The sequence below is a fragment of the Muricoccus radiodurans genome (genome assembly GCF_050154705.1).
In the GTDB taxonomy this organism is placed as follows: Bacteria; Pseudomonadota; Alphaproteobacteria; order Acetobacterales; family Acetobacteraceae; genus Roseomonas; species Roseomonas radiodurans.
The window spans coordinates 4,928,557-4,951,098 of the sequence record NZ_CP189561.1; the positions used below are offsets into that span (position 1 = coordinate 4,928,557).

Here is a 22,542-nt window from a genome sequence, read left to right on the forward strand (position 1 = left end):
ATCGGATGACGATAGGCTTCATTGAAAAGTATTCGCGCCCCGCGCTGGGGTGTCAACGCGGATCACGGACGCGACATCGAACTCCCGCCGGAAATGTTCTGCTTCCTTCGCACCGTCGGCAAAGCGGCCGATGGAGAAGTCGCGGAGCGGCGTCGCCGTCCTCCCATCGAGAACGAGGTCAGCAAGGACTGCGCCAACACCGGGGCCGAGTTGGAAGCCGTGGCCGCAGAAGCCGAAAGCGTGGAACAGGCCGGGCGTGGTCAGGCTCGGGCCGGTGACGGGCAGCATGTCGGGGATGTAGCCCTCGATCCCCGACCAGACCCGGAGCAGCGTCGCGCCGGACAGCGCGGGCACGGCGCGCAGCAGGTGGCCCATCGCGTGGAGCGTCTTGCGCGCATCCACCGGCGCGCGGATGGCGACGGGATCGGAGACGCCGCGCGGATACCCCGCCACCACCACCTGCCCCTGCCGCGTCTGGCGGAAGATGACGGAGCCGTCCACCGCCTGCACCGAGGTGGGGATGAGACGCGGCAGCGAATCGGTGACGAATTGCGGCGGACCGCCGGGAAACAGCGGCGCACTCTCCCCGAACCAGCCGGCGACCTCCGGGGCCCAGGCGCCGGCGACGTTCACCAGCGTGTCGGCCTCAACCGTCAGCTCCTCCGCCTCCAGGCGGAAGCGGTCACCGGTCCAGGCGGCGCCGCGCACCCGCACGCCCTCTCGGATCTCGGCGCCGGCCGCCAGCGCCGCGCGCGCGACGGCCGGCGTGACGAGGCGCGGATTGGCCGTGGCGTCACGCGGCGACCAGGACGCCATGGTGAAGCCGTGCAGCCAGGGAAAGCGATGGGACAGGGCGGCACGGTCCAGGATCTCCGTCGTCAGCCCCACGGCGGCCCCCTGCCGCGCGGCGTCCTCGGCCTTCGCGATCTCCTTCGCATCGTCGCGTGCAGCGTAAAGATGGCCGGACGCCTCGAACTCGCATTCCTCCCCGACATAGTCGGACAGGTGTTCCCAGATTTCCGCGGAACGCAGGGAGAGGGGAAGCTGGCCGGGATGGCGGCCCTGGATGCGGAGATTGCCGTAATTGACCCCGCTGGCCTGCGCGCCGACATGGCCGCGCTCCAGCACGATCACCGGGTGACCACGGCGGCGGAGCATCAGCGCGGTCCAGCAGCCCATCAGCCCGCCGCCGATGATCGCCGTGCCAGTACGCAGCGTCGTCACGGCGCCACCTCCGCCGCCAGGGTGGCGTCCAGCGGGATCGGCTTCACCGGAGCCTGACCGCGCAGTCGCCCGACGGTCTCCAACGGCAGGCCGAGCGTGTCTGCCAGCGCCTCAGCCGTGGCCAGGCCACAGAAGCGCCCCTGGCACCGCCCCATCCCGCAGCGGGTCAGCGCCTTGGCGCGGTTCACGTCGCGCGGGCCGAGCGGCCTCGTGGCCGCGTCCCGCAGGCCGCCCAGCGTGATGCCCTCGCAGCGGCAGAGAATGGTGTCGGGCGGCGTGTCCGGTAGCCAGTGCGCCGGCCAGGCGAAGGCGCGCGTCAGCCCGCGCTGGAAACGCCGCAGCGCGTCGAGGCGGGCAAGGAGCGACGCGCGTTCCGCCCCCGGCACCACCGCGCCGCCATCGGCAAGGATCGCCCAGGCGGCGAGTCGTCCGCTGATCGCCGCCGCCTCCGCGCCGCCGATGGCGCAGCCATCGCCCGCGGCGTAGAGCCCCGGCCCGCAGCGGCCCTCTGCGTCGGCGGCGGGCAGCCACTGGCGGAAATCCGGATCGAAGCGCAGCGCAGCGCCCGCGAGGTCTGCGAGCTGCGTCTCCGCACGCAGCCCGAAGCCGAGCGCGACGGCGTCGCACGCGATCCGCTGCTCCGCGCCGGACGCGTCGCGGAAGCGGACGCCCTCCGCGCGCGCCGTGCCCTCCACCGCCAGGGCGGAGATACCGTGCAGGATCGGCACGCCGCCGGCGCGGAGCTTCGCCATGTAGCCCAGCCCGCGCGACAGGGTGCGGGGCGCCGTGCGCGCCAGCGCCGGCATCGCCCGCAGCTTCTCCGCGAAGCGCGTGGTGTCCAGCACCGCCGCGACCTCCACGCCCATTCGCCGGTACTGCAATGCGGCGAGATAGAGCAACGGGGACGCACCGGCGAAGACCACGCGCCGGCCGATGGCCGCGCCCTGATCCTTCAGCAGCGTCTGCGCCCCGCCGAGGGAGAAGACGCCGGGTATCGTCCAGCCCGGCAACGGCAGCAGCCGGTCCGTCGCGCCGGTCGCGAGGAGCAGCGCGTCATAGGGGATCGTCCGCGTCTCGTTCTCCCGCGCGACGAAGACCTCCCCGTTCTGCACCGTCCAGGCAAGGTGCCGAGGGCGATGGTCCACGCGGTCCCGCACGGCGGCGAAGGCGTCATGCCCGGCGACGTGCTCCGCGGCCCCGGTGCGGCCCAGCACGCGGCCGGGATCGGCGGCGACGGCCGGTGACGGCGTGCGCCAGATCTGGCCGCCGGGCCGCTCCGCCTCGTCTAGCAGGATCGGGCGCTCGCCGTGTTCGGCCAGCACCCCGGCAGCGGCCATGCCGGCGGGGCCGGCGCCGATGATCACGATCCTACGCATCGATCGCTTCCGGCGGCCGGGTCAGCACCTCCAGCCCTGCGGTCACGGTCGTGGTGCAGGCGCGGAGACGCTGCCCGGAGGGCGTCCAGATCCAGCAATCCTGGCAGGCGCCCATGAGGCAGAAGCCGGCGCGCGGCGCCCCGTCCACCTCATGCAGCCGAAGCTGCGCGCCGTGTGCGAGGACGGCGAGGAGAAGGCTCTCGCCCTCATGCGCCTCGGCGGAGGTGCCGTCGATGCGGATGGTGACGCGGGGCGTCCGGCGCGGCAGCACCCGGTGCAACAGCGGGCCCGCCGTCATCCTCTTCAGGCCCCTTCCGCCTGAAGGCGTTCGCGCAGCGCGGCCATCTCCACATGCATCGCTTCGAGGTCGCGCAAGTCGAAGCCCTCCGCCAGGGCGGGGCTGACCGTGGCCAGTCGCTCCCGCAGCAGGCCCGTATAGGTCACGCGCCCCTCCGGCGAGATGAGCAGGCCGTTCCGTTCCTCGAAGGCGCGGTTCCAGGCCACGGCCTCGTCCCGCGTCAGGCCCGGCGGCAGGTCGAGGGCAAGCGCGCCATCGGACCAGCGCACGGGATAGCCGCCCGGCAGGCCGAGCGCGCCCGGCGCGTGGGCGCGCAGCGTCGTGTCGGCCGTCGCCATGGCGACCAGCAGGGGCACGGTGGCGGAACCCGACACCTCAATGGCCGGCTCGGGCGTGAGCTGGACCTCCGCGAAGCGGGCGTGGACGTCGGGGATCTCGGACCCGTCCAGCCAGACGCGCGGCGGGGTGAAGGCGCCACGATCCCCCGGCGGGCGGCGCCAGGCACCGATGGTCCCGTAGTGCGCGAGGACTCGCACATCCTTCCCCGGGCCGAGCGCGCCGGCGAAGGCCGACGAAAGGATGCCGACATTCCCGATCCCGCAGACCACCGGCAGATCAAGCGCGGCGAGCATCCCGTTCACCACGTCGGGGAAGCAGCAATTCACCAGCTGTGCGCGCGGCGCCACCTGCGTCATCGCACGCCCCACCCGCGCGGAGAGCAGCGCCTGGAACACCGCCGTGGCGGAGAGGCCGCCCTCCGCCACCAGCCGGCTCCAGGCATCGCCGCTGCGGGCGATGACGGCCGATGTCTGAACCGAGGCCGCCTGCACCACGACATCCGGCCGGGCCGCGGCGATCACCGGCGCGACGGCTTCCGCGGAGGAGAGGTCGGCGACCGCCAGCTCCGTCTCGACGCGCGTGCCGAAGGTCGCGGCCCGCGCGCGGCAGGCGGTGACCAGCCAGGCCAGCCGGTCGCGGTCCCGGCCCGCCAGGATCAGCCGAACCGGATGCCTCGCTGTCGCGGCGATGTCGCAGGCGATGCGCGTGGCAAAGGCGCCCGTGCCGAAAAGAAGGATGCGGCCCGTCATCGCGCCGCCTCCCGTGGCAGGGATTGCGACATCGCGGCGGCGGCGGCCACGACCAGCGGCGCGAAGCGCTCCACCGCCGCCTCCGGCGCGCAGCGCGCAAGGGAGACGGCGACGTTGACGGCCGCGACAGGGGCTCCGTCAGCACCGATCACGGCCGCGGCCACGGAGACGTCGCCGGGATAGATCTCCCCCACCGCGAGGGCGAAGCCCTGCTCCGCCGCGCCGTCGAGCCGCGCGAGAAGGGTCGGCAGCGCCGTGACGGTCTGTGGGGTGTAGGCGATCCGGTCCGAGCGCTCGAGCAACGCCTGCGCCGCGTCCCGCCCCATCCGCGACAGCATCGCCCGCCCCGGCGCCGTGCAATAGGCCGGAAGCCGGCTGCCCACCTGGATGTTCGTCTGCAGCACGTGCCGGCTGAGCAGGCGGGACAGGTAGACGATCTCCGTCCCGTCCGGGATGGTGAGGCTCACCGCCTCCTCCGTCGCGCGGCTGAGGTCCAGCATGTAGGGCGCCGCGCGGTCTACCAGCGCGTTGGATGCGACATAGCGGTGGCCAAGGTCGAGCGTCCGCACCGTCAGCTCGTAGTGCTTCGTCCGCGGGTCCTTCCGCAGGTAGCCCAGGCGTTCCAGCGTGTGGGTGAAGCGCTGCGCGGCGCTGCGGTCCATGTCCGCGGCGCGGGCGATCTCCGTCAGCCCCATGCTGCGCGCCCCACGCCCGAAGACGCCGAGCACCCGGAACGCCTTCTCGACCGAGCCGACGAAGAGCCCATCCTCGGCCGTGGAGGCAGGGGCAGCGCGGCGGCGCGGTTCGGTCGAGGCGGTCAGGACGGGTCTCCCTCTGCACCGCGCCGCGTTGACGGGGCGCCGTCCGGGCAGGATAGTAGGCGATAACCGTAACCGCAATACGATAACGGCCCGTGGATGCGGCGCCGGGACCGACGCGGCCAGAGGAGCACGCCATGGCAGAGTTCATCCTTCGTGAGCGGCGCGGCGCCGTCGCGATCCTGACGCTGAACCGGCCGGAGGTGCTGAACGCCTGGCACACCGCCATGCGCTCCGAGCTCGTGGCCGCGCTGGAGGAGGCCGAGGCGGATGAGGGCGTGCGGGCCATCGTCATGACCGGCGCGGGGGACCGCGCCTTCGGCGCCGGCCAGGACCTGAACGAGACGAAGACCTTCGACCCCGACCGCGCGGAGCTATGGATCGGCGAGTGGGAGCGTCTCTACGACCGCATCCGCTCCCTCTCCAAGCCGCTGGTGATGGCGCTGAACGGCGTGGCCGCGGGCTCCGCCTTCCAGGTCGCGCTGCTCGGCGATTTCCGCATCGCCCATCCCGGCGTGACCATGGGGCAGCCCGAGATCAATTCCGGCATTGCCAGCACGACCGGCCCGTGGATCATGCGGGAGATGCTGGGCATTGCCCGCACCATCGACCTCACCCTGTCCGGCCGCATGATGGACGCGGCGGAGGCCGAGCGGATCGGCCTGATCAACCGCATCGTGCCGGAAGAGCGGGTGATGGAGGAGGCGCTGTCCCTGGCGAACGAGCTGGCCGCCAAGCCGCCGGTCGCCATGCGCCTGAACAAGGCTCGCTTCCGCGAGGTGACGGAGGCCGGCTTCCGCGACTGCCTCGCCGCCGGCGTGCGGAACCAGCGCGCGAGCTACGCCACCGGCGAGCCCGCGCGGGAGATGGAGGCCTTCCTCGCCGCCCGGGCCGCACGCAAGGCGAGCGGGGGCTGATGGCGGCGCCCGAGGGCGGGTTCTGGGAACTCTTCGCCGCCATCGCGGCGGCGGAGGGCGAGCGGGTCTATGCCCGCTTCGACGGGCGCCCGATCACCTTCGCCGATCTCGACCGCATGTCGGCCTCGCTGTCGGCCGGGCTGGCGGGGCTCGGCGTCGCGCGCGGCGACCGGGTCGCGGTGATGATGCGCAACAGCCCGGTCTCGCTCGCGCTGCTCTTCGCGCTGGCGCGGGCCGGGATGGTCTGGGTGCCGGTGAACGCCGCGCTGCGCGGGGAGGGGCTGCGCCACGTCCTGACCCAATCCGACCCGCGGGCCGTCATCGCCGACGCGGAGGCGCTGCCACGCATCGCCGAGTGCGGGGCGCCGGCCGAGGGCCGATCGCTGGTCGTGGCCGGCGATCCGGATGCCGCCCTCCCGATCGAGCGCCTTCTCGCGACCGAGCCGCTGGCCGAGGCGCCGCCGCCGCGGCCCGACGAGCTCTTCGCCATCATGTACACCTCCGGCACCACCGGGCCGGCCAAGGGCGTGATGGTGACGCACCACATGCTGCGCCTGGCGGGGGAGGGGGCGCTGCTCGTCGCCGCCGCGCGGGACGGCGACGTGCTCTTCGTGTGGGAGCCGCTCTACCACATCGGCGGTGCGCAGCTCATCGTGCTGCCGCTGCGCCGGCGCGTGATCCTGGCCATGGTCAGCCGCTTCAGCGCCGGGCGGTTCTGGCAGGAGGTGCGGGCCGAGGGCGCGACGCATATCCACTTCCTCGGCGGCATCCTGCAGATCCTGCTGAAGCAGCCGGAAGGCCCGCTGGACCGGGCGCATGGCGCGCGCATCGCCTGGGGCGGCGGCTGCCCGATCGACGTCTGGCGCCCCTTCGAGGGGCGCTTCGGCCTCCAGATCCGCGAGTGCTACGGCATGACGGAGGCGTCGAGCTTCACCACCTTCAACGACAGCGGCCCCGTTGGCTCGGTCGGCCGGCCGGTGCCCTGGTTGACCGTCTCCCTGGCGGACGAGGCGGGCCAGCCCGTGCCCGTGGGCGCGCGCGGGGAGATCGTGGTCCGCAGCAGCGACCCGGGCGCGCTGACCCCCGGCTATTTCCGCAACCCTGAGGCCACGGCGAAGGCGCTGCGGGACGGCGCGCTGCACACCGGCGACAGCGGTTCCTTCGACGCCCACGGAAACCTCTTCTTCCACGGCCGCCTGACCGACAGCGTCCGCGTGAAGGGCGAGAACGTCTCGGCCTGGGAGGTGGAGCACGTCGCGGCGAGCCACCCGGCGGTGGAGGATTGCGCGATGATCGGCGTCGCCGCCGATGTCGGGGAGCAGGACATCAAGCTCTTCGTCAAGCCGCGGGCCGGGGTGTCGGTGGATCTGGCGGAACTCTCCGCCTTCATCGGCGCGCGCGTCGCGCCCTACCAGAACCCGCGTTACCTCGCGACCGTCGAGGAGTTCGAGCGCACGCCCAGCCTGCGCATCATGAAGCACCGGCTCTCCCCCGCCCGGGACGACGGATTCGACCGCCTCGCCGAATGATGCCGGATAGGGGCGGCGCCGATCCCTCGCGCGCGTGACTCGGGGGAGAGAAGGAATTCTCCCTCTCCCGGCGTGACCCATGAGACCGTTCTGATCCTGGCCCCCACGAGCAAGATGGGCCACAGGACCGCCGGCGAAACTCGGCGTGAGGCAGTGACGATGCGGTCCTGGATGGGTGTGCTCGCGGTGATCGCGACGCTGACTTCGGCGATGCCGCTTCCGGTCGCGGCCGGGCCGCTCCCGCCCACGGACGGGTCGCCTTTCCCGAAGGCACCGATGGGCCGGATCGGGCAGGCACCCCGACCCACCCAGGGCGCCGTCGTTCCGCCGCCGCCGGTGCAGCCCTTGGCCCCAGCCCCGATGCAGGCCCGGCCCCAAGTGCCGCAACAGACGCCGCAGTCCGCTCAGGGGCGTGCCGCCTGCGCCGCGCCGCTCCGCCAGGGCTGCGAGACGATGCAGGCCTCCTGCCGCATGGCCTGCCCACCGATGTGGAATCCGAACCCGGGCGCCCCCGCCTTCACGCCGACGGACCGCGCCGGCTGCACGCAGCAGTGCTTCACGCGCTATCTCGCCTGTCTGAACCTCTACGGCTGTTCCTGACGGATCGCGTGGCCTCGACCCTCGGGCCGTGGCGTGGCAGTCCGGGGGCATGCGGCCCAGCTTCCACCCGCGCCTCCTCAACGGTCGGACCGGCGACCCGGCGCTGTATGTGGAGGCGCTGCACCTCCCCGATGCGGTGCTGTTCGACTGCGGCGACCTCTCGGCCCTCTCGCCGCGGCACCTTCTGCGCGTGGGCATCCTGGCCGTGTCGCACGCCCACATGGATCACTGGGCGGATTTCGACCGGCTCCTCCGCCTGCTGATCGGGCGTGAGAAGCGCCTGTCAGTTGTAGGGCCGGAGGGCTTCGCCCGGCGGCTCCGCCATCGCCTGCAGGCCTACACATGGAACCTCGCCGACCGAATCCCGGCGGAGTTGGCCTTCGAGGTAACCGAGGTCACCCCATCCGCCCTGTGGTCCCGCACGCAACTGTCCCTGCACAGTGGCTTCGAGCCGGAGGCGCTGGATTCCCTGCCGGCCACGCCAGACGGCAGCGTCCTGTCCCTGGGTCCCCTGCGTCTGCGGGCGGCGGTGCTGGACCACGGCACGCCCTGCCTCGGCTTCGCGCTGGAGGAGGAGGCGCACCTGAATGTCTGGCGCACCCATCTCGAGGCCCGCGGCCTGCCCACCGGACCCTGGCTCGCCGGGCTCAAGGCCGCGATCATGGCGGAGCGCCCAGACGATGAACTGATCCCGGTTTATGCCCGCGCCTCCGAAGCCCGGCAGGCCAGTACGCATCGGCTGGCGGAACTGCGGGACCTCGTCAGCGTCACGCCGGGCCAGCGCCTGGCCTATCTGACCGACTTCGCCGACCGCCCGGCGAACCGGTCCGCCGCCATCTCCCTGGCCCGGGATGCGGACACGCTGTTCATCGAGGCGCCCTTCGTCGCGGAGGACGCGGCCATCGCGCTCGACCGCCAGCACCTCACGACCCAGGCCGCGGGCGAGATTGCCCGGGCGGCCGGGGTGCGCCGGATCGAGCCCTTCCACTTCTCGCCCCGCTACCCCGGCCAGGAGGAGCGGCTGATGGCGGAGGTGGCGCGCGCCGCCGGGCGGGAGAGCCTGTCTCCGCCCTAAGGGCCGGACAACCGCGCCGGGAGAGGCGGGCCGATTCCGCCCGCGGCCGCTTGCGCCCCGCGACCGCCCCGGCTTTGCTTCCCGGCGGACAGCCGAAGGCAGCGTGATGGCGAAGACGCGGATCCTGGCCGGCGGCATCGCGCAGGAATCCCACTCCTTCAACCCCGTGCCGACCGACCGGTCCCGCTTCAGCATCCGCACCGGCCGGGACGCAGTGGAGACGGCGCGGGGAACCAACTCGGTCCTGGGCGGCATCGTGGATGCGGCCGAGGAGGCGGGCGCGGAGGTCGTTGTCCCCACGATCTTCCGCGCCCAGTCCGGCGGCCCGGTCAAGGACGCCGTCTTCGCCGAGATGCGCGACCAGATGTGCGACGCCGCCCGGCGCGGCGACTTCGACGCCGTCGTGCTGCCCCTTCACGGCGGCATGCTGACCCCGAGCCTGGAAGATCCCGAAGGCGCCCTGATGACCGCGCTGCGCGCGATCGTCGGGCCGGACCTGCCGATGACCGCGGGCTTCGACCTGCACGCGCATGTCACGCCGGAGATCCTCGCGCGCTGCGACCTGTTGGCCGGCTATCACACCAACCCGCACGGTGATCAGGGCCCCACGGGCCGCCGCGCCGTCCGCGCCGCGCTGGACATGCTGCAGGGACGGCTGCGGCCCGCGCTGGCGGCCGTCCACCTGCCGATGTTGACGCTCGGCAACGACCGCACGGACGAGGAGCCGCTGCGCAGCCTGCACGCCCTCGCCCGGGCGGCGGTGGAGGCGGGCGCGGCCTACGACGTCTCGATCTTCAACGCGCAGCAGTTCCTGGATGTGCGCGGCCTCGGGCAATGGGTGCTGGCCTATGGGAACGGCGCCGCGCCCGACGCCCTGGCGCTGGAACTCGCCCAAGCGCTCTGGGACGAGCGCCACGCACTGATCGGCACCTATCCCCCGCTGGACGAGTCCCTGGACCGGGCCGCACGGGGGACCGAGCGGCCCCTGATCCTCGGCGACCAGGGCGACCGCGTGGCGGGCGGCAGCCCGGGCGACGGGACCTACGTGCTGCGCGCCCTCCTCGCGCGCGACGACCTGCCGCCCTCCGCCGTGCCGATCGCGGATGCGGCGGCGGTGCAGGCCTGCCTCCGGGCCGGCCTCGGCGCCACGGTCACGCTGACGGTGGGCGGGCGGTACTCCACCGCCTCGCCGCCTGTCACCGTGACCGGGGAGATCGTCTCCTGCGGTGCCTCGGCCGAGGTGACCTATGCCGGGCCGGCGGATGCGGGCACCCGCATCGGGCTGGGCGGGTACGCCGTGCTGCGCGTGGGCAGGGTGCACGTGGTGCTCACGGAGCACCCCTACTCCTACCTCGATCCCGGCTATTTCCGCGCCATGGGCGTCGATCCCGCCGCGATGGGGATCGTGATCACTCGCTCCGGCTACCACTTCACCCTCAACTACGCCGCGATCGGGGATTGCGTCACGGTGGACACGCCGGGGATGACCTCCTACCGCGTGCAGGACCTGCCTTTCACCGTCGCGCGCCCCTTCTTCCCGCTGGACGACCTCGATCACCGGCCGCGCCTGCATGTCCGCGGCAGCGGCGTCCCGTGAATCACCCCGGCTTGGCCCTTGCTGCGGGCCCGGAGCCATCCCCGCCGGCGAACAACCGGCACGCCATGAAGGAGACGGACTGATGCACCGCCGCTCGCTGCTGAAGGGGATCGCCGCATCGGGCGCGGCCCTGTCCGCGCCCGCCTTCGCGCAGGGATCGTCGCGCACGCTGCGCTTCATCCCGCAGATCGACCTCGCCTTCCTCGACCCGCACTGGACCACGGCGAACATCACCCGCAATCACGGCTACATGGTGTTCGACACCCTCTACGGGCTGGACGAGAACGAAGTGCCCCACCCGCAGATGGCCGAGGGCCACACGGTGGAGGATGATGGCAAGCGCTGGACCATCCGCCTGCGGGAGGGCCTGCTCTTCCATGATGGCGAGCCCGTGCGCGCGCGGGACTGCGTGGCCAGTATCCGTCGCTGGGGCGCGCGAGACGCCTTCGGCGGCGCCCTGATGCGCGCGACGGACGAGCTCTCGGCGCCCGATGACCGCACCATCGTCTTCCGGCTGAAGAAGCCCTTCTCCCTGCTGCCCGATGCGCTGGCCAAGACCACCGCGATGATGCCGGCGATGATGCCGGAGCGGGTGGCCGCCACCGATCCCGGCACGCAGATCACCGAGATCATCGGCAGCGGCCCCTTCCGCTACGTCATGGAGGAGCGGCTGCAGGGCGCCCGCAACGTCTACGCGAAGTTCGACCGATACAGGCCGCGGGAGAACGGCCCGGCGCTCGGCAGCGCGGGGCCGAAGGTGGTCCACTACGACCGCGTCGTCTGGACCACCATCCCCGATGCCTCCACCGCCGCGGGCGCCTTCGTGGCCGGCGAGCAGGACTGGTGGGAGCAGGTGGCGCATGACCTAAAGCCGATGGTGGGCCGCGCCCGCGGCGCCAACCTGCGCATCCAGGAGGAGACGGGCACGATCGGCATGCTGCGGCCCAACACCACCCAGGCGCCCTTCAACAACCCAGCGATCCGCCGCGTTCTGATGGGTGCGATCGACCAGGCCGCCTACATGCAGGCCATCGTCGGGGACGACCGCACCTTCTACCACGTGCCGACCGGCTTCTTCTGCCCCGGCACGCCGATGGCGAGCGAGGTGGGCCTCGACCCCCTCCGCAAGCCGCGCGACGACGCCGCAGTGCGGCGCGATCTGGTCGCGGCCGGCTACAAGGGCGAGAAGGTCGTCCTGCTCGTGCCGACGGACTACGTAACGATCAAGGCGCTGGGCGACGTCGGCGCCGACATGCTCCGGCGCGTCGGCGTGAACGTCGACTATGTCGCGACCGACTGGGGCACCATGCTCCAGCGCCGCAACAACCGCGGTCCGGTGGAATCCGGTGGCTGGAGCCTCTTCGCCACAAGCTGGACCGGCACCGACTGGCTCAACCCTGCGACCCATATCGGCATCCGCGGCAACGGCGCAGCCGGCTATGCCGGCTGGTACGAGAGCGCGCGTCTCGAAGCGCTCTACAATGCCTGGTTCGACGCGCCCGACCTGGCCGGGCGGCAGGCCGTATGCCGCGATATCCAGACCGCCTGCATGGAGGAGGTGCCCTACTACCCCCTCGGCCAGTTCAAGCAGCAGACGGCGACGCGCGGCATCCAGGGTCTGCAGACCGGCTTCACGAAGTTCTGGGGCATCCGCCCGGCCTGAGGACGCTGTGCGGGAGGCTCAAACCGGTCGACCCTTGTTCTGATCCGCCCCAGGGATATGCCGGGAGGCTCCGCCTCCCGGACCCTCCGCCGGGGGGCAAACGTCCCCCCCGGACCCCGCGGTATATTCGGCGCGGGTCCAGGGGACGCGCTCGTCTCCGGGCCGTGGGAAGCGGGCAGCTGGAAGCACTGCTTCCAGCTCGCCTTCCAGGGCCGTCACTCCCAGGCAGATCGGAACGAGGCCTCGCCGGAATCGCGAGGTCATCGGCCTCGGATCGGCGCCTCAACACCGCCGAACGCGCCGGCCTCTGCCAGGGACGCGATCTCGGCAGCGTCGCAGCCCAGTTCGGCCAGGATCGCGTTACGATGCTCGCTCAGAAGCGGTGGCGCATCCGTCAGCGCCGGTCCGTCCGCATCCGCGCGGAAGGCCGCCACCGGTACGGTCACCCCTCGCTGCCCCAGCTCACCCGGAAGGGTCTGTACCACGCCGCGCCGAAGGACTTCGGATTCCGTCAGCGCCTCGGCGAGCGGGCGAACCCGGGCGGCGGGCACCCGATCGGCCAGCATCGCTTCCCACTCCGCGGCGGGGCGGCGGCGTATTTCCTCCGTCAGGATCGCGGCCAGGGCGGCACGGTGCGGGTCCTGCTGGCGCACATCGGCGAAGCGCGGGTCCTCCAGCAGGTCGGGGCGGCCGATCCCGTGGCACAGAGCGTCGAACTGCCGCTGATTACAGGCGCCGAGCATGATGAGCGCGCCATCCCCCGCCTCGTAGCAGCTCGCGCCGGCCAGGGCGTGGTCGTTCGCGTGCAGCACCGGCGCCTTGCCGCCATTCAGCAGGCTGGAGATGGCCGGGCTCATCAGCAGGAAGGCGGTGTCCATCATCGACAACGCGACGTGCTGGCCGAGGCCCGTACGCTCCCGCCGCAGCAGCGCCGACATCACCGCGAAGGCGGCCATGGTGCCCGACGCATAGTCCAGCACCGGCGCGCCGGCCTTCAGCGGCCCGGACTCCGCCGTGCCGGTCATCGCCATGAGCCCGGCCGCGGCCTGCACGACGTTGTCATAGGCCGGACGCCCGGCGAACGCGCCTTCCGCGCCATAGGCGCTCAGCGACAGGCTGACGAGCCTTGGGTTGTCCACGGACAGGGTTGCGTGATCCAGCCCGAGGCGCTGCATCACGCCGGGCCGGAAGTTCTCCACCACCACATCCGCCGTCGCGGTCAGGCGACGCGCGATCCCCAGTCCCGCCGAGCTCTTCAGGTCGATCGCGATGGAGCGCTTGTTGCCGTTCTGGATCGCGAAGTGGTCGCCCATCCCCGCCTGCCGCAGCGCCTCCACGCCGCCGCGACTACGCATGTAGTCGCCGGTACCGGGCTCCTCGATCTTGATCACCTCCGCCCCCAGCAGCGCCAACTGGTAGGTGCAGAAGGGGCCGGCGATGACGTGGCTGAAATCCACCACGCGCATCCCCTCCAGCGCGCGCATGGCGTCAGGCCGGCTCGATGCCGGCGCGGTGCGCCACCTCGGTCCAGCGCTGCGTCTCCTCGGTGATGAAGGTCCGGAAGGCGTCGGCGGTGCTGGCCACCGGTTCGAAGCCGCGGGCCTCCAGCTCCTTGCCGACGCCGTCCTGCATCACGCGGCGCATGTCGTCTCCGATCTTTGTCAGGATGGCGGGCGGCGTGCCGCGGGGCGCCAGAGCGCCGGTCCAGCCGCCGGCGGTGAAGCCGGTCAGCCCCTGTTCGGAGAGCGTCGGGATGTTCGGGGCCAGGGGGCTGCGCGTCAGCGTCGCGACGCCGATCGGCGTCACCGCGCCCGTGCTGATCTGCGGCAGCACGGCGGGGATCGCGTCCAGCGAGATCTGGATGCGGCCGGCCAGCAGGTCCGTCATCAGCGCCGCGCTGCCGCGATAGGGCACGTGCTCCATGTCCAGCCCGGTGCGCTGCTTGAACAGCTCCGAGCCGAAATGCGTCGTCGTGCCGACGCCCGAGCTGCCGTAGGAGAGCTGCCGCCCGCGGCCATAGGCGAGCAGTTCCTGCAGGTTCTTCGCCGGGATGGTCGGCGTGACCACCAGCGCGAAGGGATTGCGTGCGATCAGCATGATCGGCGCGAGGTCCGCCTGCGGGTCGTAGGGCAGGTTCTTCTGCGTCAGCCGCGCCACCGCGACCTCCGCCGCGGAGGAGATGAGGATCGTGTGCCCGTCCGGCGCGGCGCGCACGACGCTGTTCGCGCCGACCGTGCCGCCCGCGCCGGTGCGGTTCTCCACCACCACCTGCTGGCCCCAGATCGGTGCCAGCTTCTCCCCCAGCATCCGCGCCGTCACGTCGATCGTGCCGCCGGCGGTGTAGGCGACGATGAAGCGCACGGGCTGCGTCGGCCAGGCCGGCGACTGGGCGCGGGCGCGCCACGGCAGCAGCGCGACGGCGGGCGCGGCGAGAAGGGCGCGGCGCGAGGTCATGGCGGGAGTCCTTTCATGCGAAGTGGGTTTGTCGGGGACGACATGGCTGCGCTAAGGGAAGAAGCCGGTTGCCACCCTGCAACCGGCGCGCCGCCACGGGACCATGAACGAACCAACCGATCCGCGCCCCGATCCGGGCGCCGCGATGCCCGACAACCACGAGGGCTACATCGTCCCCGGGCTGGAGCGCGGTCTGCGGGTGCTGGAGACGGTCGCGGCGGCGGAGCGCGGGCTGACCGTCAGCGAGATTGCGGCCCGCATCGGTGTCGGCCGCTCCTCCGCCTTCCGGCTGATCTACACGCTGCGCTTCCTGAAGTTCCTGGAGAGCAGCGCGGACGGCCGCAGCTACGGGCTCGGCCCCCGCGTGCTGAACCTCGGCTTCGCCTACCTCAACGGGCAGAGCCTTATCCAGGTCGCGCAGGGCGCCTTGCAGGCGCTGCGGGATGCGACCGGCATCTCCGCACACCTCGTCATCCGCGATGGCCGGGACGTTCTGTTCCTGGATTGCGTGCCGTCCCGGCGCGGCTTCCTGACCACCTTCAACACCGGCGCGCGGCTGCCCGCGCATGTCACGCCACTGGGCTGGCTGCTGCTGTCCGACCTGTCCGGGCGGGAGCTGGCAGGGCTCTATCGCGGCGTGGCGCTGCCGCCCCGCACGGAGCAGACGCCGACCGACCTGCCGGCGCTGCAGCGCTGCGTGGCCGAGGCCGCGGCGCGCGGGCATGTCGTCAGCCGCGGGATGGTAGATGCGGGGGGCGGTACCGTCGCCGCGCCCGTGCTGGACCGCGACGGCCGCGTGGTGGCGGCGATCGACGTCTCCGGCCCGGACTCCGCTTTCCCGGAGGACGTGGAGGGCATCACCGTCCCGGAGGTGCTGAAGGCGGCGCGGGCGATCTCGGAGCGGCTGGGCCACTTCGGATCGCCCGGCTGACATCTCAGCGGAGGCCGAGGATGGCGCGTGCCTCGGCCGGCGTGGCGAGGGTGCCGCCGAGGCTGGTGATGATGCCCACGGCCTTCTCGACGAGCTGCACGTTGCCGCGGGTGAGCTCGCCCTTGTCGATGTAGACCGTGTCCTCCATCCCGATGCGGACATGGCCGCCGAGAAGGTAGGCCTGCGCCAGCATCGGGAAGGCCATGCGCCCGATCCCGAAGGCCGCCCACATCGCGTCGGGCGGCAGCTGGGACTTGAGGTACATCAGCGTCTCGGGGTTCGCGACCGCTCCGTAGCGCACGCCGAGCACGATCTGAAACAGGGCGGGGGAGGCGAGCTTCCCTTCCGCCAGGAAGACCTTCGCGAGTTGCAGGTCGCCGCTGTCGAAGATCTCGATCTCCGGCAGCACGCCGGCGGCGCGGATGCGCTCGGCCATGATGCCGAGGTTGCGGGGCGTGTTGATGACGACGCCGGTGCCGGAGAACATCGTGTTGAAGTCGAGGGTGCAGATCTCCGGCCGCAGCGCCTCTACATGCGCCACGCGGCGCTCCGGCGTCGTCAAGGTGGTGCCGGGGCCGGCCTCGCGCGGCTCCTCCAGCCCGGGCATGAAGCGCCCGCCTTCCCCCGTGGTGAGATTGATGATGATGTCGGACCCGGCGTCGCGGATGCGGGAGACGACCTCCGTGTAACGCGCCAGGTCCATGCTGCCGCGCGCCGTCTCGGGGTCGCGGACGTGGATGTGGGCGATGGCGGCACCGGCCTTGCCCGCGTCGATCGCGGCGGTCGCGATCTGCTCCGGCGTGATGGGCAGCGCGGGATTCTGCGACGGCATGGTGAGATTGCCGGTGACCGCGCAGGTGAGGATGGTTTTCTTGGACATCGTGTTCAGGCCGCCATGCGGGTTGAGGAGAGGACCTGGGACAGCGTCGCGTCCAGCAGGTCCACGATCTCCGTAATCCCATCCGGCGCGATGATGAAGGGCGGGGCCAGCAACACGTGATCGCCGTTCTCCCCATCCGCCGTGCCGGCCGAAGGATAGCAGATGAGGCCGTTCGCCTGCGCCTGCGCCTTGATCCGCGCCGCCAGCCCCGCCGCTTTCGGGAAGGGCCGCTTCGTCGCGCGGTCCTCCACCAGCTCCAGCGCCCAGAAAAGGCCGCGTCCCCGGATGTCGCCGACATGAGGATGATCGCCGAATCGGGCGCGCAGCGCGGCCTCCAGCTCCGCCCCGCGCTGCCGCACGGCGCCGAGGAGCTGCTCCTCCTCCACCGCCTTCAGCACCGCCAGCGATCCCGCGCAGGCGATGGCGTGGCTCATGTAGGTGTGGCCGTGCTGCAGCGTGCCGCTGCCGGCGACGAGCGGGGCCACCACCCGCTCGCTCGCCATCACCGCGCCGATCGGCTGGTAGCCGGCGCCCAGCCCCTTCGCGACCGTGATGAGGTCGGGCGCGACGCCCTCCTCCGCGATGGCGAAGAGGTGGCCAGTGCGGCCCATGCCGCACATCACCTCGTCGGCGATCAGCAGCACGCCGTGGCGGTCGCACACCGCGCGCATGGCGGCGAAGTAGCCGGGCAGGGGCGGCACGCAGCCGATGGTGGCGCCCACCACCGGCTCCGCGATGAAGGCAGCGACGTTCTGCGGCCCCAGATCGCGGATCGTGGCGTCCAGCTCATCCGCCAGGCGCGCGACATAGGCGGCGTCCGTCTCCCCCTCCGTCCGGAAACGATAGGCGAAGCAGGGCGAGACATGCGTCACGTCCATCAGCAACGGCGCATAGGGCGCGCGTCGCCCGGCATGGCCGCCGATCGCCAGCGCGCCGAGCGTGTTGCCGTGGTAGCTCATGCGCCGGGCGATGAAGCGGCTGCGGGAGGTCTCGCCCTTCTCCACGAAGTGCTGGCGGGCGAGCTTCAGCGCCGCCTCCATCGCCTCGGACCCGCTGCCGACGAAGGCGACGCGGCCCGCGCCGAAGCCCTCCGGCGCCGCGGCGACCAGGCGTGTCGCCAGTTCCTCGGCCGGGGCGTTGGTGAAGAAGGAGGTGTGACTGAAGGGCAGCGTCTTCAGCTGCGCCTCGATCGCCGCGATCACGGCGGGATGGCTGTGCCCGAGGCAGGACACCGCCGCCCCGCCCGAGGCGTCGAGGTAGCGCTTCCCCGCCTCGTCATAGAGGTAGATGCCCTCTCCCCGGGCCACGAGGGTCGGGGTCTTGCGGAGGTCGCGGTGCAGGATGGCGCTGGGCATGCGGCCGGTTCGTCCGTCGCGGTGTGTTTCGCAGGCTAAACACTGGACCGTATGCAAAGCAAGTGGCATCGTCGTCCCGCCTCATCGATGCTGAGGGGATCCGTGCTCGGCCTGCCGCCCACCATCACCGCGACCCCGATCGCCCGCTTGCCGGAGGCGCTGCACTGGCGCGGCGAGCCGAATGACTGGGTGCGTGCCACGCGCCCGGGACAGCGGCTGCACTCCTTCCTGGAAGGGCTGAGCCTGGAGGCCGACGGCACCGCCTGGATGGTGGACGTGCCCTACGGCCGCATCCTCCGCGTCTCCTGCGATGGCGTCTGGCAGGTCGCGCATGAGTATGACGGCGAGCCGCACGGCCTGCTGCGCCTGCCGGACGGCGCCTTCGTCGTCGCGGATTACCGGCGCGGGCTGCTGCGGCTGGAGAATGGCGCACTCACGCCGATCCTCTCCCGAGTGAACACGGAGAACTTCCGTGGCCTCAGCGATCTCTGCCGCGGGCCGGATGGCAGCCTCTGGTTCACCGATTCCGGGCGCTCCAGCCTGTCCGATCCCACGGGGCGCATCTTCCGGCTGCGGCCGGACGGGGCGCTGGACCTCGTGCTGAACAACCTGCCCTATCCCAATGGCCTCGCGCTGAGCCAGGACGGGCGCTTCCTGCATGTCGCGGTGACGCGGGCGAATGCGGTGTGGCGCCTGCTGGCCGATGCGCCGGACCCGCTGCTGCCGATGGTCGGCACCTACCTTCAGCTCTCGGGCGGGCTTGGCCCGGACGGCCTGGCGATGGACGGGCGCGGACGTCTGGCCGTGGCGCATGCCCAGGCCGGCACCGCCTGGCTCTTCGATCCGCTCGGCTTTCCCCTGCTGCGCATCCGCACCCCGGGCGGGCTCTGGACGACCAGCGTCGCCTTCTCCGCGGATTCCCGCACCCTCTTCATCCTGGAGGCGCAGGCCGGCGCTCTCCACCGCGTGGACCTGCACGAAGCCCTGCCTGAGGAGTCCGAGACGTGACCGCCTTTCCCCTCTCCCGCGAAACGCTCGGCGGCTTCGTGCCGGCGGTCATCACGCCCTTCACCCCGGCGGGCGAGATCATGGAGGACGCCTTCGCCGATATCGTCGGCCGGCTGATCGGGATCGGCGCGCGCGGCATCGCCGTCGCCGGCGACAACGGGGAGAGCTGGGCACTGAATGCGGCCGAGCGTGCCCGGCTGACGACCATCGCCCTGGACGTCGCGAAGGGCCGCGTGCCGGTGATGACGGGCTGCACCGCGCCCTCCGCGGCCGGCTCCGTCGCCTATGCGCGCGCCGCGGCCGAGGCCGGGGCGGACGGGCTGCTGATGATGCCGCAGACCTATGTGCTGAAGGCGAGCAGCGTCGAGCTGCTGCGCCGCTTCGAGGCGGTGGCGAAGGCCGTGCCGCTGCCCATCGTCGCCTACAACTCCCCCCGCCGCACCGGCGGGATCGAACTGTCGCTGGACGACCTCGACCGCATCACGAATGTCGCGCCGATCATCGGCATCAAGGAAAGCCACCGCGACTTCTTCCACCACTCCCACCTGCTGCACCGCTTCCGCGACCGGCTGGCGATCATGGTCGGCCCCTGCCACTTCATCTTCCCGGGCCTCGCGCTCGGCGCCGCCGGCTTCATCGCCACGGGGCCGGAGCTGCTGGGCGCCGACGCCGCGCGGATCATGGCGGTGGCGAAGGAGGCGCCAGGGCCGGAACTGGCCTCGCTGCACCACAAGCTGACCGTCGCCTATCAGGCGCTGATGGGGACGGGCACCTGGCCCTCCTCGCTGAAGGGGGCGCTGTCGCTGATGGGCTGGCCCGCCGGCGTGCCGCGCGATCCCGTGCTGCCGCTGGACGAGGCCGCGCTGGACGCCCTGCGCCGCCGCCTGGCCGAAGTGGGCCTGCCGCACGCATGAGCGGGCTGCGCATCACGGCGGGCGTCACCCGCGCCGCCCCGGTGCGCTTCCGCTTCGACGGGGCGGAGATCGAGGGCTTTCCCGGGGAAAGCCTCGCCGTCGCCCTGATGGCCGCCGATCTCCGTACCCTGCGTCACGGGCCAGGGGATGGCGGGGCACGCGGCCTCTTCTGCGCCATGGGCTCCTGCCAGGAATGCGTGGTGATGGTGGACGGGCGGCTGGTCGAGGCCTGCCGCACCCCGGTCCGCGCTGGGCTGGACGCGCGTAGCGGGCCGGGAGGGTCGGCGTGACGACGCACGACGTCGTTATCCTTGGCGCCGGCCCGGCCGGCGCCGCGGCGGCTGTAGAGGCGCAGCGCCTCGGCCTCAGCGCCCTCGTGCTGGACGAGGCGGCGGAGGCGGGCGGGCAAGTTTATCGCGCGCCCTCTGCTGCCGTCTCGAACACGCCGCGAGATCCGGCTGGCGCGGCCCTGCGCGCCACGCTCGCCGGCAGCGGCGCGCGCACGCTCTTCGGCCGCAGGGTCTGGCATGTTGACCGAAGCTTCCGCGCCCGTTGCATCAGCCCGGAGGGCCCGGAGGAGCACGCGGCCCGCGCCCTGATCGTCGCCACCGGCGCGCGGGAGCGGGTACTGCCTGTGCCGGGCTGGACCCTGCCCGGCGTCATCGGCCTTGCCGCCGCGACGGTGCTGCTGAAGTCGGAGAAGGTTCTTCCGGGACGCGAGGTGGTGGTGGCCGGCACCGGCCCCCTTCTGCTGCTGGTCGCGGCCACCATCCTGAAGGGCGGCGGCCGCGTGGCGGCAGTGGTGGACGCGGCGGGCAGGACGGACTGGCTGCGGCAGGCACCGGCCCTGGCCGCGCGGCCGGACCTCGTCGCGCGTGGGCTGCGCTGGGCCGCGCGCATCCGCCGCGCGGGCGTGCCGGTGCTGCGCCGCCACGCCGTCCGTCGCGTCCTCGGTGGCGAGTTTGTCGAATCCGTGGAAGTCGGGCCGCTCGATGGTGGCCCCGCTAGGCGCTTCACGGCGGATGCCCTCTGCCTCGGTCACGGGCTGCTCCCCGCGACCGAGGTGACGGGCCTGCTTCGCGCCGCGCATCGCCACGATCCTGCCCTCGGCGGCTGGGTGCCGGACGCGGATGCGCTGGGGGCCACCTCCATCCCCGGCCTTTTCGTCTGCGGCGATGGTGCCGGCATCCGGGGTGCCGATGCCGCGCCTCTGACGGGGGCGCTGGCGGCCCTTGGCGCTGCGAAGCATCTGGGGCGCGCGGTGGACGCGGACCGGATCGCCAGGCTGGAGAAGGCGCTCTCCCGCATCGCCCGCTTCGGCGCGGCGATGACGCGGGTCGCGACGCCGCCCCCCGCGCTGCTGGACCTCACCACGCCGGACACGATCCTCTGCCGCTGCGAGGGGCTGCGCCGCTCCGACCTGGAACCGGAGATCGACGCCGGCGCCGTCACGCTCAACGCGCTGAAATCCGCCACGCGCTGCGGCATGGGTCCCTGCGGCGGCCGGCACTGCGCGGAGCCGGTCGCGATGCTCATCGCCGCCCGCACCGGCCGCAGCCCCGCCGAGATCGGCCAATCCACCGGCCGCCCGCCGCTGCGCCCCGTGCCGCTGGATGTACTCGCCGGCGATTTCGACTACGCCGACATCCCCTTCCCGACGAGTACCCTGCTGTGAGCGCGCCCTATGACCTGGCAGTGATCGGCGGCGGCATCATGGGCTGCGGCGCCGCCCTGCGGGCCGCGGAAGGCGGGATGCGCGTGCTCGTCCTCGATGCCTCGGAGATCGGCGGCGGCGCCTCCGGCGTGAATGCCGGCACGCTGTCCCTGCAGATCAAGCGCGTGCGGCTGATGCCCTATGCCCTGCGCGGCCACGACCTCTGGAAGGCGGCCGGGGAGGCGGTGGGCTACCACGAGACCGGCGGCCTCACCCTCGCCTTCACCGAGCGCGAGGCAGCGCTGCTGGAGGAGCGGTCGGCGCTGAAGCGCGCGGCCGGCGCGCCGATCGAGACGGTGTCCCCCAACCGCGTCGCGGAGATCGAGCCCGCCATCGCCCGCCGCATCGTCGCCGCCAGCTGGTGCGCCTGGGACGGCTACGCGAATTCGAGCCTCACCGGCCGCTTCTACCGCGCCCGGCTGCGTGCCGCCGGCATCGAATCCCGCGAGCATACCCGCGTCACCGCCATCGCGCGGGAGGCGGGCGGCTTCGAGCTAACCGCGGGCGGCGAGCGAATCGCGGCCCGGCGCCTGCTGCTCGCCTGCGGCGGCTGGCTGCGCGCGGCGGGGGCGATGCTCGGGCTCGACCTGCCCGTGCGCGCCCGGGTGAACACGGTCTCCGTCACCGAACGTGCGCCGATCCTGTTCCGCACCGTGATCGGCCACGCCACCGGCCTGCTGACGATGAAGCAGAAGCCGAACGGCACCGTGCTGATCGGCGGCGGCTGGCAGGGCACCGGCACGCCGGAGGAAGGCCGCGGCGAGCCGGACCCGGAGACGCTGACGGTGAATCTCCGACTCGCACGCCACGCCGTGCCCGGCCTCGGCGCGCTGCGCATCGTGCGAAGCTGGACGGGGTTCGAGGCGAACGTGCCCGACTTCTACCCGCTCGCCGGCGCGATTCCCGGCATTCCCGGCGCCTTCGTCCTGGGCTGTGTGCGCGGCGGCTACACCATCGGCCCCTACATCAGCGGCCTGGTGGGCGACCTCATCCTCGGGCGAGAGCCGGAGATGCCCCTCTTCGATCCCGGACGCGACTTCGCTGCGCCCGCGGAGCTCGCGGCGGACGCCGCATGGGCCAAGACATGAACCGGAACGCTTG

General features: G+C 72.5%; 21 protein-coding genes. 12 read left to right on the plus strand and 9 right to left on the minus strand.

What is annotated here, in order from left to right:
- Positions 1-18: 18 nt before the first annotated feature.
- Genes ACP6CK_RS22900 through ACP6CK_RS22920 form a run of 5 tightly spaced genes read right to left on the minus strand, consistent with a single transcriptional unit; the run spans position 19 to position 4,885 of the window.
- Positions 19-1,224 (minus strand): NAD(P)/FAD-dependent oxidoreductase, encoded by a 1,206-nt coding sequence (locus ACP6CK_RS22900; RefSeq protein WP_426955631.1) that lies wholly within the window; start codon positions 1,222-1,224, stop codon positions 19-21.
- Positions 1,221-2,600 (minus strand): FAD-dependent oxidoreductase, encoded by a 1,380-nt coding sequence (locus tag ACP6CK_RS22905; RefSeq protein ID WP_426955632.1) that lies wholly within the window; start codon positions 2,598-2,600, stop codon positions 1,221-1,223. Before ACP6CK_RS22905 ends, ACP6CK_RS22900 begins: the two co-directional genes overlap by 4 nt.
- Entirely contained in the window at positions 2,593-2,898 is a 306-nt protein-coding gene (locus tag ACP6CK_RS22910) for a (2Fe-2S)-binding protein (RefSeq protein WP_426955633.1), read from the minus strand. The genes ACP6CK_RS22905 and ACP6CK_RS22910 overlap by 8 nt, the downstream gene beginning before the upstream one ends.
- Positions 2,899-2,903: 5 nt before the next feature.
- On the minus strand, positions 2,904-3,986 hold the full coding sequence (locus ACP6CK_RS22915; RefSeq protein ID WP_426955634.1) for a hypothetical protein: 1,083 nt from the start codon (positions 3,984-3,986) through the stop codon (positions 2,904-2,906).
- Positions 3,983-4,885 carry an IclR family transcriptional regulator gene (locus tag ACP6CK_RS22920; RefSeq protein ID WP_426955635.1) on the minus strand — a complete coding sequence of 301 codons (903 nt, stop codon included), beginning with the start codon at positions 4,883-4,885 and terminating at the stop codon, positions 3,983-3,985. Before ACP6CK_RS22920 ends, ACP6CK_RS22915 begins: the two co-directional genes overlap by 4 nt.
- A 56-nt stretch (positions 4,886-4,941) precedes the next feature.
- Here ACP6CK_RS22920 and ACP6CK_RS22925 point away from each other — a divergent pair, with 56 nt between their 5' ends.
- The 6 genes from ACP6CK_RS22925 to ACP6CK_RS22950 all read left to right on the plus strand — a co-directional run bounded on the left by ACP6CK_RS22925 (position 4,942) and on the right by ACP6CK_RS22950 (position 12,185).
- Positions 4,942-5,721: an enoyl-CoA hydratase/isomerase family protein gene (locus ACP6CK_RS22925; RefSeq protein WP_426955636.1), complete on the plus strand. Its 780-nt coding sequence runs from the start codon at positions 4,942-4,944 to the stop codon at positions 5,719-5,721.
- Positions 5,721-7,250 (plus strand): AMP-binding protein, encoded by a 1,530-nt coding sequence (locus ACP6CK_RS22930; RefSeq protein WP_426955637.1) that lies wholly within the window; start codon positions 5,721-5,723, stop codon positions 7,248-7,250. The genes ACP6CK_RS22925 and ACP6CK_RS22930 overlap by 1 nt, the downstream gene beginning before the upstream one ends.
- 159 nt (positions 7,251-7,409) lie before the next feature.
- Positions 7,410-7,850 carry a hypothetical protein gene (locus ACP6CK_RS22935; protein WP_426955638.1) on the plus strand — a complete coding sequence of 147 codons (441 nt, stop codon included), beginning with the start codon at positions 7,410-7,412 and terminating at the stop codon, positions 7,848-7,850.
- 49 nt (positions 7,851-7,899) lie between these two features.
- Positions 7,900-8,925 carry a hypothetical protein gene (locus tag ACP6CK_RS22940; RefSeq protein ID WP_426955639.1) on the plus strand — a complete coding sequence of 342 codons (1,026 nt, stop codon included), beginning with the start codon at positions 7,900-7,902 and terminating at the stop codon, positions 8,923-8,925.
- Positions 8,926-9,031: 106 nt separating this feature from the next.
- Positions 9,032-10,522 (plus strand): M81 family metallopeptidase, encoded by a 1,491-nt coding sequence (locus ACP6CK_RS22945; RefSeq protein ID WP_426955640.1) that lies wholly within the window; start codon positions 9,032-9,034, stop codon positions 10,520-10,522.
- A gap of 82 nt (positions 10,523-10,604) precedes the next feature.
- Complete coding sequence (locus tag ACP6CK_RS22950) at positions 10,605-12,185, plus strand: ABC transporter substrate-binding protein (protein ID WP_426955641.1); 1,581 nt, start codon at positions 10,605-10,607, stop codon at positions 12,183-12,185.
- Between the two features lie 260 nt (positions 12,186-12,445).
- On the opposite strand, the gene ACP6CK_RS22955 is transcribed toward ACP6CK_RS22950, so the two are convergent.
- Together ACP6CK_RS22955 and ACP6CK_RS22960 are read right to left on the minus strand one after the other, a co-directional pair.
- Positions 12,446-13,669 (minus strand): CaiB/BaiF CoA transferase family protein, encoded by a 1,224-nt coding sequence (locus ACP6CK_RS22955; protein ID WP_426955642.1) that lies wholly within the window; start codon positions 13,667-13,669, stop codon positions 12,446-12,448.
- Between the two features lie 4 nt (positions 13,670-13,673).
- Complete coding sequence (locus ACP6CK_RS22960) at positions 13,674-14,639, minus strand: Bug family tripartite tricarboxylate transporter substrate binding protein (protein ID WP_426955643.1); 966 nt, start codon at positions 14,637-14,639, stop codon at positions 13,674-13,676.
- Positions 14,640-14,742: 103 nt separating this feature from the next.
- On the opposite strand from ACP6CK_RS22960, the gene ACP6CK_RS22965 reads away from it, so the two are divergent.
- A complete protein-coding gene (locus ACP6CK_RS22965; protein ID WP_426955644.1) occupies positions 14,743-15,570 on the plus strand; it encodes an IclR family transcriptional regulator in 828 nt (275 codons plus the stop codon).
- Positions 15,571-15,574: 4 nt separating this feature from the next.
- Here the strand turns inward: ACP6CK_RS22965 and ACP6CK_RS22970 are convergent, their stop codons facing one another.
- Both ACP6CK_RS22970 and ACP6CK_RS22975 read right to left on the minus strand, forming a co-directional pair.
- Positions 15,575-16,450 (minus strand): 3-keto-5-aminohexanoate cleavage protein, encoded by an 876-nt coding sequence (locus tag ACP6CK_RS22970; RefSeq protein WP_426955645.1) that lies wholly within the window; start codon positions 16,448-16,450, stop codon positions 15,575-15,577.
- Positions 16,451-16,455: 5 nt separating this feature from the next.
- Positions 16,456-17,805 (minus strand): aspartate aminotransferase family protein, encoded by a 1,350-nt coding sequence (locus ACP6CK_RS22975; protein WP_426955646.1) that lies wholly within the window; start codon positions 17,803-17,805, stop codon positions 16,456-16,458.
- A 102-nt stretch (positions 17,806-17,907) separates the two neighbouring features.
- Here ACP6CK_RS22975 and ACP6CK_RS22980 point away from each other — a divergent pair, with 102 nt between their 5' ends.
- The 5 genes from ACP6CK_RS22980 to ACP6CK_RS23000 are packed head-to-tail and all read left to right on the plus strand — an operon-like array spanning position 17,908 to position 22,529.
- Positions 17,908-18,813 carry an SMP-30/gluconolactonase/LRE family protein gene (locus ACP6CK_RS22980; protein ID WP_426955647.1) on the plus strand — a complete coding sequence of 302 codons (906 nt, stop codon included), beginning with the start codon at positions 17,908-17,910 and terminating at the stop codon, positions 18,811-18,813.
- Positions 18,810-19,727 (plus strand): dihydrodipicolinate synthase family protein, encoded by a 918-nt coding sequence (locus tag ACP6CK_RS22985; RefSeq protein ID WP_426955648.1) that lies wholly within the window; start codon positions 18,810-18,812, stop codon positions 19,725-19,727. The genes ACP6CK_RS22980 and ACP6CK_RS22985 overlap by 4 nt, the downstream gene beginning before the upstream one ends.
- On the plus strand, positions 19,724-20,017 hold the full coding sequence (locus tag ACP6CK_RS22990) for a (2Fe-2S)-binding protein (RefSeq protein WP_426955649.1): 294 nt from the start codon (positions 19,724-19,726) through the stop codon (positions 20,015-20,017). Before ACP6CK_RS22985 ends, ACP6CK_RS22990 begins: the two co-directional genes overlap by 4 nt.
- Positions 20,014-21,402 carry an FAD-dependent oxidoreductase gene (locus ACP6CK_RS22995; protein ID WP_426955650.1) on the plus strand — a complete coding sequence of 463 codons (1,389 nt, stop codon included), beginning with the start codon at positions 20,014-20,016 and terminating at the stop codon, positions 21,400-21,402. Before ACP6CK_RS22990 ends, ACP6CK_RS22995 begins: the two co-directional genes overlap by 4 nt.
- Positions 21,399-22,529, plus strand: coding sequence for an NAD(P)/FAD-dependent oxidoreductase (locus tag ACP6CK_RS23000; protein WP_426955651.1), 1,131 nt, complete (start codon positions 21,399-21,401; stop codon positions 22,527-22,529). Before ACP6CK_RS22995 ends, ACP6CK_RS23000 begins: the two co-directional genes overlap by 4 nt.
- Positions 22,530-22,542: the final 13 nt, after the last annotated feature.

Excerpts from the sequence above, each read along its gene's own strand:
- ACP6CK_RS22905 (WP_426955632.1), bottom strand. The coding sequence starts at position 2,600 with ATGCGTAGGATCGTGATCATCGGCGCCGGCCCCGCCGGCATGGCCGCT.
- ACP6CK_RS22910 (WP_426955633.1), bottom strand. The coding sequence starts at position 2,898 with ATGACGGCGGGCCCGCTGTTGCACCGGGTGCTGCCGCGCCGGACGCCC.
- ACP6CK_RS22915 (WP_426955634.1), bottom strand. The coding sequence starts at position 3,986 with ATGACGGGCCGCATCCTTCTTTTCGGCACGGGCGCCTTTGCCACGCGC.
- ACP6CK_RS22925 (WP_426955636.1), top strand. The coding sequence starts at position 4,942 with ATGGCAGAGTTCATCCTTCGTGAGCGGCGCGGCGCCGTCGCGATCCTG.
- ACP6CK_RS22930 (WP_426955637.1), top strand. The coding sequence starts at position 5,721 with ATGGCGGCGCCCGAGGGCGGGTTCTGGGAACTCTTCGCCGCCATCGCG.
- ACP6CK_RS22935 (WP_426955638.1), top strand. The coding sequence starts at position 7,410 with ATGCGGTCCTGGATGGGTGTGCTCGCGGTGATCGCGACGCTGACTTCG.
- ACP6CK_RS22940 (WP_426955639.1), top strand. The coding sequence starts at position 7,900 with ATGCGGCCCAGCTTCCACCCGCGCCTCCTCAACGGTCGGACCGGCGAC.
- ACP6CK_RS22945 (WP_426955640.1), top strand. The coding sequence starts at position 9,032 with ATGGCGAAGACGCGGATCCTGGCCGGCGGCATCGCGCAGGAATCCCAC.
- ACP6CK_RS22950 (WP_426955641.1), top strand. The coding sequence starts at position 10,605 with ATGCACCGCCGCTCGCTGCTGAAGGGGATCGCCGCATCGGGCGCGGCC.
- ACP6CK_RS22955 (WP_426955642.1), bottom strand. The coding sequence starts at position 13,669 with ATGCGCGCGCTGGAGGGGATGCGCGTGGTGGATTTCAGCCACGTCATC.
- ACP6CK_RS22960 (WP_426955643.1), bottom strand. The coding sequence starts at position 14,639 with ATGACCTCGCGCCGCGCCCTTCTCGCCGCGCCCGCCGTCGCGCTGCTG.
- ACP6CK_RS22965 (WP_426955644.1), top strand. The coding sequence starts at position 14,743 with ATGAACGAACCAACCGATCCGCGCCCCGATCCGGGCGCCGCGATGCCC.
- ACP6CK_RS22970 (WP_426955645.1), bottom strand. The coding sequence starts at position 16,450 with ATGTCCAAGAAAACCATCCTCACCTGCGCGGTCACCGGCAATCTCACC.
- ACP6CK_RS22975 (WP_426955646.1), bottom strand. The coding sequence starts at position 17,805 with ATGCCCAGCGCCATCCTGCACCGCGACCTCCGCAAGACCCCGACCCTC.
- ACP6CK_RS22990 (WP_426955649.1), top strand. The coding sequence starts at position 19,724 with ATGAGCGGGCTGCGCATCACGGCGGGCGTCACCCGCGCCGCCCCGGTG.